General features: G+C 69.6%; 6 protein-coding genes, 1 rRNA gene and 1 pseudogene. 2 read left to right on the top strand and 6 right to left on the bottom strand.

Annotated elements, in window-relative coordinates; translation table 11 throughout:
- Positions 1–195 (top strand): annotated as a pseudogene (locus QZX93_RS02350) (IS3 family transposase); the annotation flags it as partial.
- A gap of 98 nt (positions 196–293) precedes the next feature.
- On the opposite strand, the gene QZX93_RS02355 reads toward QZX93_RS02350, so the two are convergent.
- The 6 genes from QZX93_RS02355 to zwf form a co-directional block, all read right to left on the bottom strand.
- Positions 294–4,325: a TIR domain-containing protein gene (locus tag QZX93_RS02355; RefSeq protein ID WP_295385102.1), complete on the bottom strand. Its 4,032-nt coding sequence runs from the start codon at positions 4,323–4,325 to the stop codon at positions 294–296.
- Positions 4,326–4,493: 168 nt separating this feature from the next.
- Positions 4,494–4,802, bottom strand: coding sequence for a hypothetical protein (locus tag QZX93_RS02360; RefSeq protein WP_295385100.1), 309 nt, complete (start codon positions 4,800–4,802; stop codon positions 4,494–4,496).
- Between the two features lie 99 nt (positions 4,803–4,901).
- Positions 4,902–5,387, bottom strand: coding sequence for a DUF29 domain-containing protein (locus QZX93_RS02365; protein ID WP_295385097.1), 486 nt, complete (start codon positions 5,385–5,387; stop codon positions 4,902–4,904).
- Between the two features lie 237 nt (positions 5,388–5,624).
- Positions 5,625–7,775: a transketolase gene (tkt, locus tag QZX93_RS02370; RefSeq protein ID WP_295385095.1), complete on the bottom strand. Its 2,151-nt coding sequence runs from the start codon at positions 7,773–7,775 to the stop codon at positions 5,625–5,627.
- A gap of 73 nt (positions 7,776–7,848) precedes the next feature.
- Positions 7,849–9,411 carry a glycoside hydrolase family 15 protein gene (locus tag QZX93_RS02375; RefSeq protein WP_295385093.1) on the bottom strand — a complete coding sequence of 521 codons (1,563 nt, stop codon included), beginning with the start codon at positions 9,409–9,411 and terminating at the stop codon, positions 7,849–7,851.
- 9 nt (positions 9,412–9,420) lie between these two features.
- A complete protein-coding gene (zwf, locus tag QZX93_RS02380) occupies positions 9,421–10,833 on the bottom strand; it encodes a glucose-6-phosphate dehydrogenase (protein WP_295385090.1) in 1,413 nt (470 codons plus the stop codon).
- Between the two features lie 786 nt (positions 10,834–11,619).
- On the opposite strand from zwf, the gene QZX93_RS02385 reads away from it, so the two are divergent.
- Positions 11,620–11,818, top strand: a 16S ribosomal RNA gene (locus QZX93_RS02385); the annotation flags it as partial.

The raw sequence follows: 11,818 nt of genomic DNA on the forward strand, positions 1-11,818 counted from the left end.
CCCGAATGCTTCGGCGCCATCGAGGACGCCCGCGCCCATTGCCAGGTTTTCTTCCCGTGGTACAACGACGAGCATCGCCACTCGGGGATCGCCTTCATGACCCCGGCCGATGTCCACTACGAACGCGTCCCGGCGATCCTCGAGGTTCGCGCCCAGACCCTCGACGCGGCCTTCGCGGCAAACCCGCGGCGCTTTAAGGGCACACCGCCGACACCCAAGCTGCCTCCCGCAGAGGTTTGGATCAACCCGCCGGCCGCAGGCTTAACCGAGATCCAAGAGCCTCCCGAGCAACACTAAATTCGACACCCCGGTGTCTCATTTTCATTGACACATTCCGCGCGCAGCCGGTGGAGGACCGAGAGCTGGTAGTGGGAGGCCGCCGCGCCGAGCGGGTTGCCCATCTGCTGCTTGATGGTCAGGCTGGTGGCGATCTCGGCGATGGCCGCGGCGAGCCAGCGGTCGCGCTCGGCGCCTTGAGACCCGCCGCCGTCGCTCGGCAGGGCCAGGGCACGGAGTTGGAACAGGATGCCGAGGTTCTGGCGCGTGATGCCGATCTGGCTCTGAGCGCCGAGGACCTCGGCCAGGGCCAGGGCCTTGCGGTACCAGGCCTCGGCCGGGTCCAGGCGGTTGAGGTCCTTTTCGGCGGTGCCGAGCAGGTCGCAGGTCTGCATCTCACCGCCCCGGTTGCCGGCCTGCTGGAAGAGCCGCAAGGCCTGCTTCAGCGTCTCGACGGCGGTGGCGGCGCGGCCGGTCTGCCGTTGCAGGATGCCCAGGTGCTGCGTGAAGGTGCCCTGCAATCCCAGGTCGCCGACGCGCTCGGCGGCGGCCAGGGCCTCGCCATAGCGGACCTCGGCCTCGGCATGGTGGCCGGCGTCCATCAGGATCGCGGCGGTCCGGCCCAGGCCGGTGGCGACCTCGCGGTCCCGGCCCAGGGCGCGGTCGATGGCCAGGCCCTCGTCCGCGCCGGCCAGGGCCTGCCCGGTGCGGCCCAGGGCGCTCAGCGCATTCGCCAGGTCGCCGAGGGACGCGGACAGGTTGGCCTGCTGGCCCTCGCCGAGGGCGCGATAGGCGTCGATGGCCTGTGTCAACGGGTCCAAGGCCAGGTCCGGGCGGCCGGCGTGGAGCAGGATGCGCCCGCGGTAGAGCCAGGTGGTCGCGCGCTGAAAGTCCAGTTCGCCGTCGGCCCAGGCGGCCTGATCGATGGAGGCGCTCCCATCGGCGTCCGCGAGCCGCCGCTCCAGGTCCAGCACCGCGTCCAGGGCCGCCTGGGCCTCGCCGCGGGTGAACAGGCTCCAGGCGTGCTGGAGGATCGCCGCGCAGGCGGCCCCGTCGAGCCGGTCCGCCGGCATCCGCGCGCGGACCTGCTCGACCAGGCGGTCGCGCTCGCGCAGCCGGCCAGCGCGCTCTAGGAAATCCCGTAGCGTCTGGGCCAGCAGCGCGCCATCCCGATGCCGCCCGACCGCGAAGGCGAGGTCCAGGGCCCGGCGCAGGTTGGCCAGCTCCAACCGGGTCAGGGTCATGCCGGCGGCGGGTTGGGAGCCGCGGAGCGCCCCGTCGATCATCTGCCTGACGCCGAGATAGCAATCGATGAAGCGCCCGGCCCGCGGGTCGTCGGCGGTGGTGGGGACAGGGGCGGGGCCGGCGGCGTCGGCCAGGGTCGGGTGCAGCTTCAGATAGGGGGTGTTGAAACCGGGCAGGTCCTCGATCCGCAGCAGGGCGGTGGCGACCAGCTCGGCGCGGATGGCGGCCCAGTCGGCCTCGGCCAGCCCGGCGAAGTGGAGGAAGAACGCCTCGAACATCCCGCCCTGGAACCAGCCGAGCCAGGCGAGGGCAGCGCGGGCGCGCGGGGTCAGACGGGCACGGGAGAAGTCCAGGGAGGCGAGCAGCGATTGGTTGCGTCCCTCGCCGTGGCTCGGGTCCTGGAACTGGTGCAGCCGGGCTGCCAGGTCCGTGCAGATGGCCGCCGGGGTCAGGTCCTTCAGGTGCGGGGCGATCAGCTCGATGGACAGGGGGTGGTCCTCCAGCCGGTCGAGCAGGGCGTCCATATCCGGGCGGGCGTAGCCGGGGCGGCTGAGGTCGATGGCGCGGCGCTCACAGGCGGCGCGCAGCAGGTGCAGGGCGTCCGGGCGCGAGAGCCCGGCCAGGTGCAGCTCGGCGATGCCGTCCAGCGCGGTGTCGGTGGGGCGGCAGGTAACCAGCAGCCGGCCGCCGAGGTGGCCGGGGTCGTCGCAGTCGGTCAGCTCCCGGTAGAGGCGTTGGAGGTCGGGGAGGAGGTCGGCGCTCCCAGGGGCGGCGCTGCCGGCACCGGCGCTCCACACCGGCAGCACCGACTCGAAGTTGTCCCAGACGAGCAGCACGCGGTGGGTCTGGAACAGCCGCACGGCCGCGGCCCATTGGTCGTCGGGGCCGAGGCGGGCGAAGGTGTCGCCGCCGAGCCGCGCGCCGATGAGCTGGACCACGGCCTCGGCGCCGGCCTGGGTCTCGAAGCTGTGGAACAGCGCCAGGTCGAAGCGCCCGGTGCGCCGCCACCAGTGGGCGGCCTCGCGCGCCAGGGCGGTCTTGCCCATGCCGCCGCCGGCGTGGACCAGCACGGCGGCCTGGCGCAGCAGCAGCCGTTCGAGGCGCAGCAGCTCGCGGGCGCGGCCATGGAACCGATAGCGCGGCGGCGGCGGGAAGCCGGGCAGGCGGAGGCCGGCGCGGGGCCGGCGGTGGGCGTCGGGGGCGGCGGCCTGCTCGGGGGGGACCAGGGCCGGGTCGGGGCCGGCCTGGTAGAGCTGGGGGATGAGCCAGTCTTGCAGCGGGACGGTCGCGGGGTCCGGGCCGGTGCTGAGCCAGCGTTCGGGGCTGGCGCGCAGGGCATGGCGGGCCTCCTCCAGCGCGGCGCCGATGCTGCGCCCGGCGACCAGGGTCTGATACAGGCGCTCGCTGACCATTTGCGCAGCGGCAACATGCACCGAGTGGGAGAAGGCGATGACGCTGCCCACGCCGCTTTTGAGCAGGGCCGGGGCGACGGCGCCGAAGATGGGTCGGTCCGAGAGTTGCGCGCCGCGGCAGGCCTCCAGCAGGACCAGCGGGACGCGCTGGCGGCTCAGCAGGTCGCCGAGGTCGCGGCCGGGGACCAGCCGGGTGCGGCCGGCCGCGTCCTCGAAGCACAGGGCGCCGACGCCGGTCTCGGGATAGTACTGGCCGTGGCCGTCGAAGTGGACGATGCGGTAGGGGCGCCCGGCGGCGTTGGCCGCGGCGAGCCGGCGCTCCAGCTCGGGCAGGGTCGGCGGCTCGCAGAAGTCGAGCGCGATGGGCTGTTGGTCGGCCGGGGCCTGGCCGTCGGGCCCGGGGCCGGAGCCCAGGTTGTCGAGGGCGTCGAGCACCGGGCGGACGCTGGTGCGCGGGTCGATGAAGCCGGTGTCCGCGGGGCGGGCGACGATCAGCAGCAGCCGCAGGGTCGGCGCCAGGGGGACCGGGGCGCTCGGCGGCTGGTCCGTGCGCAGCCGGCGGCGGACGGTGAGCCCGCGCAGGGCCAGCGGGCCGCGGCCGTCGCGGAGCATCTCCCAGGGCCGGATCAGGAAGGCGGGGCTGTCGCTGGCGAGCGTGAGCAGGACGCGCTCGCCGCGGTCGAGGCGGCTGCGGATGTCCTGGTAGACGGCGTGCTGGGCGCCGCCGGGGAACAGGGCCTCATTGAGCCGGCGGCCCCAGGTCTCCAGCCTGGCCTCCAGGGCCGCGGCGCGGGTGCGGTCGCCGGGGCCGGGGAATTCGATGTAGCGCTCCAGGTACCAGGCCAGCTCGTCCAGGTCCGGCTTGGTGAGCGGCAGGGCGATGGGGAAGGGGTCGCCGTTGTCCCAGGCGGCCTCGAAGCTGTCGTTGTGCTGGCGGACCTGAAGGCAGTGCTCGGTGGGTGGCGGCGCCGGGCGGCGCTGGGGCGCGGCGGTGATGCCCGCGACCAGCGCGCCGATGGCCTGATGGAAACCAGGTTCGGCGGGGTCGGCCGGGATACTCACGCGGCTGTATTGATTGAGGAACGGCGGCGGCTCGCCGGCGCCGGCCAGCAGGACCGGGATGACCGGCTTGGCCTGGTTGCGGGCCAGGCTCAGGGCCGCGGCCATCTCCTGGGCGTGGACCGGGCCGAGCCCGTGGGGGCCGAGCAGCACGGCCACCGCGGTGCAGCCGGTGATGGCCTGCTCGATGGCCGGCAGCCAGGGCTGGCCGGGCAGGACCTGCTCGTGGTCGATCCAGACCCGGATGCCGCGGGCCTTGAGCGCCGCGACCACGGGCGCGGCCAGGGCGGCGTCGTTGCTGTTGTAGCTGATGAAGACCTGTGCGTCGGGCATGGCGGCGACTCCTGGGCTGCCGGCGGGGTTGCGCGGGGCATTATGGCAGAGCGGGCGGTGCATGGGGGCGGGTTAAGGATCCCGCGCGGAACCAACCGAAGAACGCTCCGCGTCGGGTACTCGACCGGGTGTTCTGCGGAACCAGGAATGGACGGCAGGCTGGGATCGCTACCGCGTCCCAGGGTCAGACGGTCCCGGCTTGCCGGGGAGCAAGCGCTTCAGCCGCTCGATCTCGGCCAAGGCTTCGTCCTTGGCGGCCCGCTCCCGCTCCGCGTCCGCCCGCGCCTGCTCCTTGGCAGCTCGTTCCTGTTCCTTGGCCACCCGCACCTGCTCCAGGTCCGCCCGCGCCTGCTCGACCTCTGCGCGCAGGTCGTCGAATTCGAGCTGGATGCTCTGCTGTTCCCGCAGATAGTTCTGCCGCGCCTGGTAGGCATGGTAGGCGTGCTCTTTCTCGGAAAAGGCCTTCAGGGTGTTCATGGCGTGCCTCATCTCTTGGGTCTGCATCCAGGCCGGCAAGGCGTCCTCGTCCAGGCGCTCCGCTTCTTTGAAGAATTTCAGCCAGCGCTCGCGTTTACTCTATTCGGCACCGTCCGGCCAGAAATCAGGGTCGCTAAACGCCTCATAGCCCCAAGGGCATTGTTCGGGGAAGGTGCTCAAAGGCAACCCCGTCTCCTTTACAGCTCCGAATCTGGCAAAGTCGTAGGCATCCGTTATGGATGCTGCGAGCCTGCTTTTTAGGCCGGGGTTCTCCCGCAGGTGCTTATGCAGTCGCTTGCGTTGTTCGACGATGGTCAGTTGCCAACTGCGTCCGCGGAACGACGGTTGGTATACCCATTTCAACAGATGCATGAGCAACGCTTCCAAATAGGACTCCAGTGCCCGTTGCTCCGATTTGCCCATGTCTTCGATTTCCTCGGCGATGTGCTCAAGGTCGATTTGATCGAATTTGCGCTCCCGCAACAAAGCGGCCTGCACTTGCGACCAAGTGTAGAGGTCTCGATCATAGTCGGTGACCATGGCGGCGTTGCCTCGTTCAAGGTTCGAGAGAGCATAGCTGATCATTTGCTGGCCAGATGCGGGAAAATGGGACAATACGCACGTTTAGAACTGACCCCCAACCCCCGGAACTGCCCCCGGTCCCTTGTAGTTTACGCCAAGAGTGGTGCCCCGACGATGCCGGGGATACCTCAGGGTCAGACCCCTATGCCCGTTGCGAAAAGGGCGCCGCCACGCGCTGGTCGACGTCGATGAGCAGGGCCTGCGGCACCGGTCGGCCGGCAAGCGCACTGCTGCGGGTACTCATGCGGGCGCCTTCGGGCCATGCCGGTCCAGTTGTCGCCGGGCCGCGGCGAGCACATGGGCCACATCGAAGCCGAAGTGTGCCAGCGCCACCGGGCCCGGCGCGGACAGGCCGAAGCGGCGCATGGCGATGATCTCGCCGTGCCGGCCCACATAGCGGTCCCAGCCCAGTGGTGAGGCGGCCTCGACCGAGACGCGGGCCGTCACGGCCTCGGGCAGCACCTGCTCCCGATAGGCCGCGTCCTGGCGCTCGAACAGGTCCCAGGACGGCATGCTGACGACGCGCGCCTTAATGCCCTCGCGCAGCAACTGTTCATAGGCGGCGATGCACAAGGCCACTTCACTGCCGCTGGCCAGCAGCAGCACCTCGGGCCGCCCGTCGGCGGCATCGGCCAGCACGTAGGCACCGCGCGCGACACCCGCGGCGCCGGCATAGCGACTGCGGTCCAGCGTGGGCAGGGCCTGGCGCGACAACACCAGGCTGGCCGGGCAGTCGCGCAGTTGCATGAGCACCCGCCAGGCCTCGGTCACTTCGTTGGCGTCGGCCGGGCGCAGCACCACCATGCCGGGCATGGCCCGCAACGCGGCAAGCTGCTCGACCGGCTGGTGCGTCGGGCCGTCTTCGCCCATTGCGATGGAGTCGTGGGTCCAGACATAGATCGCCGGCAGCCCCATCATCGCGGCCAGGCGGATGGCGCCGCGGCAATAGTCGGTGAAGACGAAGAAGCCGGCGGCGAAGGGGCGCAGGCCGGACAGCGCCATGCCGCTGGCCACCGCGCACATCGCGTGCTCGCGGATGCCGAAGTGGAGGTTGCGGCCGGCCGGGCCGACCGGGTTGACGCCGGGTGCGATGCCGTCACAGGCCGGCGGCTCGAAGGTGCCGGCAAAGTCGAAGGTCAGTGCCGTCTTGGTCGACGGTGCCAGGTCGGCCGCGCCGCCCAGCAGCCAGGGTACTTGGGCGGCGATCGCGTTCAGCACCTGGCCCGAGGCGTCGCGCGTGGCCAGGCCCTTGGCGTCGGCGTCGAAGCGCGGCAAGCCGGAGTCCCACTGCGGCGGCAACTCGCGCCGCTGCATGCGGTCGATCTGGTCGGCCAAGTCGGGGTAGTGCGCCCGGTAGGCCGCGAAGTGGGACCGCCAGGCCGCGTGCGCGTCGGTTCCGCGTTGGCCAAAGTGCGCTTTGAGGTGCTCGCGCACGCCGTCGGGTACGGCGAAATCCGCCGCGGGGTCGAAGCCATAGAACGCCTTGGCCCCGCGCGTCTCCTCGATTCCCAAGGGCTCGCCATGGGCGGCGGCGCTGTCCTGCTTGTGCGGTGCGCCATAGCCGATGCGGCTGTGTACGACGATGAGGGTTGGGCGGTCACGCGTGGCCTCGAAGGTCCGCAGGCAATGCGCGGTCGCCTCGATGTCGTTGGCATCGGCGACCCGCAACACCTGCCAGCCGCAGGCCGCGAAGCGCGCGCCGACTGCCTCGGTGAAGGCGATGGCCGTCGACCCTTCGATGCTGATGTGATTACTGTCGTAGATCCAGCACAGCCGGCTGAGTTTCAGATGGCCGGCGAGCGACGCGGCCTCGGCGCTCACGCCTTCCATCATGTCGCCGTCGCCGGCCAGCGCGAACACCCGGTGGTCGAAGAGCGTGAAGCCGGGGCGGTTGTAGGTGGCGGCCAGCCAGGCCTCGGCGATGGCCATGCCCACGCTGGTGGCCACACCCTGGCCCAGCGGCCCGGTGGTGGTCTCCACTCCGGTGGTCCAGCCGTGCTCCGGGTGCCCGGTACAGCGGCTGCCGGCCTGGCGAAAGCCTTGCAGGTCGGCCATCGTCACCGCCAGCCCTTCGCGCGAGGAGTCCAGGCTCGTCGCCGCCTTGACGCCGCACAGGTGCAGCAGCCCATACAGCAGCGCCGAGGCGTGACCGACCGACAGCACGAAGCGGTCGCGGTCGGGCCAGGCGGCGTCTTCGGGGTCGAAGCGTAGGAAGCGCTGCCACAGGCAGTAGGCGGTGGGCGCCGCGCCCATCGGCGTGCCCGGGTGCCCGGAGTTCGCCCGCTGCACTTGGTCGATGGCCAGCGTGCGCAGGGTGTCGATGCACAGCAGGTCGAGGCTGACCGGCCACCGGCGCGGGTCGTGTTGCGGCAATGCCGAGGTCGCATTCATGGCAGGTCCTGGTAGGTGTTCGGTGACTTGGTCAGTGACGGGGCCGGCGGCGCTGCGTCCCTGCGGGGCTCAATCATGGCGCGACCTGCGCGGTCGCCAGGCGCTCGCCCTTGCGGCTCGATGCATCGAGCTCATGCGGCGGCAGCGACAGCAGCCGGGCGGTGTTGACCAGCGCCATGTGGCTGAGGGCCTGCGGGAAGTTGCCCTGCATGTGGCCGGTGCGTGGGTCGAACTCCTCCGACAGCAGGCCAACGTCGTTGCGCAAGGCCAGCAGCCGCTCGAACAGTGCCTCGGCCTCGGCGCGCCGCCCGGTCACCGCCAGGCAGTCTGCCAGCCAGAAGCTGCACGGCAGAAAGACGCCTTCGCCGGGCGGCAGGCCGTCGACCGCGCTGGCGGTGGCGCTCTGGTAGCGCAGCACCAGCCCGTCGACGACCAGCTCGCGTTTGATCGCGGCGATCGTGGCCAGCACCCGGGGATCGTCCGGCGGAAGGAAACCCACCAACGGGATCAACAGCAGGCTGGCGTCGAGCGCTTGACTACCGTAGTGCTGAACGAAGCTGTTGCGCTGCACATCGAAACCGGTGGCGCAAACTTGCGCGTGGATCTCGTCGCGGATGAGACGCCAGGCCTCGACCGGCCCTTCCAGGCCATAGCGCTCGACGGCCTTGACCCCGCGGTCGAAGGCGACCCAGGCCATCACCTTGGAGTGGGTGAAGTGGCGCCGCGGCCCGCGCACTTCCCAGATGCCTTCATCCGGGGCGTGCCAATGATGCTCGAGGAAGTCCAGCAAGGCGCGCTGGATGCCCCAGGCATGCGGTTGCAGGGTCTGCCCGGCCGCGCGTGCCAGGTGCAGGGTGTCCATCACCTCGCCGTAGACATCGAGCTGGAACTGCTCGGCCGCGGCGTTGCCGATGCGCACCGGTGCGGCCTGCAGATAGCCGGGCAGCCACGCGAGTTCGGTCTCCGCGAGCCGCCGCGCGCCGGTCACGCTGTACAGGATCTGCATGTCGGCCGGACTGCCCGCCACCGCGCGCAGCAGCCAGTCCTGCCAGGCCACGGCCTCCTGCGTGTAGCCGGCCAGCAGCAAGGCGTTGAGCGTGAAGGTCGCGTCGCGCAGCCAGCAGTAGCGGTAGTCCCAGTTGCGCTCGCCGCCCGGCTGCTCGGGCAGCGAGGTGGTCGGTGCCGCGACGATGCCGCCGGTGGGCTGGTAGATGAGCGCCTTGAGCGTCAGCAAGGAGCGCAACACCGGCTCCTGCCAGCGGCACGCGAAGCGGCAGCGCCCTGACCAGTCCAGCCACTGGCGCTCGGTCTGCGCCAGGGTCTGTTCGGCATCGATGGCGGGCTGCACCGGCGCGTGCGACGGCCGGTAGTTGAGCACGAAGGGCACCCGCTCACCGGCGCCGATCTCGAAGTCGGCCCGCGAGGTCAGCTTCTCGCCGTGCGTGCGAACCGGTGTGTGGAGCTCGAGCGTGTCCGGCCCGGCGATGGCGAACAGCGTGCCGTCGCGCCGGGTCACCCAGGGGACGATGGACCCGGAGTCGAAGCGGGGCAGGCACAGCCAATCGATCGAACCGTCGCGCCCCACCAGCGCGGCGGTGTGACCGTCGCCGATCATGGCGTAGTCCTCGATGGGCAAAGGCACCGTTCAGCCCGCCGGTGCGGGGTTGCGCCAACGGCCGTCGGCGGCGATAAACCGATCCGCCTCTGGCGGACCCCAGGTCCCTGGGGCATAGACGCTGACCGGCGGATGCTCGACCAGCACCGGATCGACCACGGCCCAGGCGGCCTCGATGGCGTCTTCACGGGCAAAGAGCGCGCCGTTACCGGCCATCGCGTCGGTCAACAAGCGCTCATAGGGCGACTGCTCGCCGGCCTCCTCTTCGAGCAGCGACAGTTCGCGCTGCTGGCCGACGAATTCCTTGCCGGCCCGTTTCACGCGGGCGGCCAGCGCGATCGTGGAGTGCGGCGACAGGTGAAGGCGCACATAGTTGGTGTCTTCGCGCGCCGCCGCGTCGCCGAACAGGTTCTGCGGCGGGGGCTTGAGCCGCACCAGGACCTCGCAGGCCGTGGTTGGCAGGCATTTGCCCGAGCGCAGGTACCAAGGCACGCCGCCCCAGCGCCAGGAGTCGATGTGCAGGCGCAGGGCGCAGTAGGTCTCGACATCGGAATCGCTCGCGACCTGCGGCTCGTCGCGATAGCCCTGATATTGCCCGCGCAGGATGTCGTCGGCGCCCAGCGGCCGCATGGCGGCGAAGACATCGCCCTTGTGGCGGTGTACGGCCTCGAAGTCGCGGCTCGCCGGCGGCTCCATCGCCAGCAGCGCGACGATCTGGAACAGGTGGTTCTGCATCACGTCGCGCAGGCAGCCCGCACTCTCGTAGAAGGCGCCGCGGCCCGCCACGCCGAACTGCTCGGCCAGGGTGATCTGCACGGATGCGATGTGGTCGCGATTCCAGATCGGCTCAAGAAAGGAGTTGGCAAAGCGGAAGTACAGGATGTTCATGATCGCCTCTTTGCCCAGGAAGTGATCGATGCGGAAGATCGCGTCCTCGGGAAACACCTCGATCGCGACCCGGTTGAGCGCGCGCGCCGACGCCAGATCGCGGCCGAACGGCTTCTCGACGATGACCCGCGCCCCGCGGGCCAGGCCGGCGGCCCCCAGACCGCGGATGACCGTAGGAAACAACACCGGTGGAATGGCCAGATAGAACGCCGGGCGCTGCGCGGACTGTAGGGCGCAACGCAGCGCCTCGAAGGTGGCCGCGTCCTCGTAGTTGCCACTGACGTATTGCAGCGCCGACAGCAGGCGCTCCAGCGCGCCCCGGTCGAGGTCGGCGCCGTCCCGCTCCACGCTCGCGCTCGCGTAGGCGCGCAACCGATCGAGGCTCCAAGGCGGGGACGCGACACCGATCACCGGCACCTGCAAGGTACCGTCCCGACACATTGCGTAGAGCGCGGGAAATATCTGTTTGTGTGCCAGGTCGCCCGTCGCGCCGAAGACGACCAGGGCATCCGCGGGTTCCCGGTGCGGCCGAGACGGATCATGCCGATTTGCCATTGGGTGCTCCGGTGGGTGAAGTCGTACGACAACCTCGTGTGCGCGGCGGTCATCGGCCGGGACTCGGCAGGGCGCGGGACGCCAACCGGGCTCGGCGATCGATCCAGCGTCGGGCACTGTGGGGGCCGCGCAACCTGCGGGTCGGTACGCTGCCGCACACTGGGGGGCTGCTCGGGCCCCCGATCGCAACAGTGTCCGCTCCTGCGTCTGCGATGTCGTGCGACTGATTTATGGGGTCGGGGGAGTGTCTTGAAAGGGCCAGTGGTCGGGATAATAGTGATAGGGACGCAGTAGTTATCGAGTCTGGCCAGTTCCAGACCTCGAGGCGATCGCGCGCCGCGACCCTCTAAATGGTGTGTTATTTGCGCGACCACCTAATTGCCGCTGAAGAAGCGCGAATGGAATCGGAAATCAGTGCGGCGATCCCCATTAAATCATGGCGTTGCGAAGCAGTCGCCGGCGAGTCCAGGATTAATCGGTGCATCCGTAATGCAGAACGGCTTGACAGAATAAATCCGTGTTGTAAAATGCGCGGCTCGTTCAGATGAATCTTCATCTGGCTAGAGCGGCACTAGAGTGAATCCGTCAGGGCTAACAAAGAGTGCGCTTTAAGACCGATTTTTCTGGCAGCGCAAATGCGTTGCCGCAGTTCTTTAACAATTTGTTTAGATAACTTGTGTGGGTGCTCCGATGTATCTGGACGGTGTCCAGAGAAGATCGACGAGCACTTCGGAAGAAGAGTTTGTTGAGCAAGGAATTGGCTATTGCGAGATAGCCTGATGAACTGAACTGAAGAGTTTGATCCTGGCTCAGATTGAACGCTGGCGGCATGCCTAACACATGCAAGTCGAACGCGAAAGGCTTTTGGGCTGAGTAGAGTGGCGGACGGGTGAGTAATGCGTGGGAATCTGCCTGGCAGTGGGGGACAACCCGGGGAAACTCGGGCTAATACCGCATACGACCTACGGGGGAAAGGGGGCCGCAA

It is taken from the genome of uncultured Thiodictyon sp. (genome assembly GCF_903946935.1).
Lineage (GTDB): Bacteria > Pseudomonadota > Gammaproteobacteria > Chromatiales > Chromatiaceae > Thiodictyon.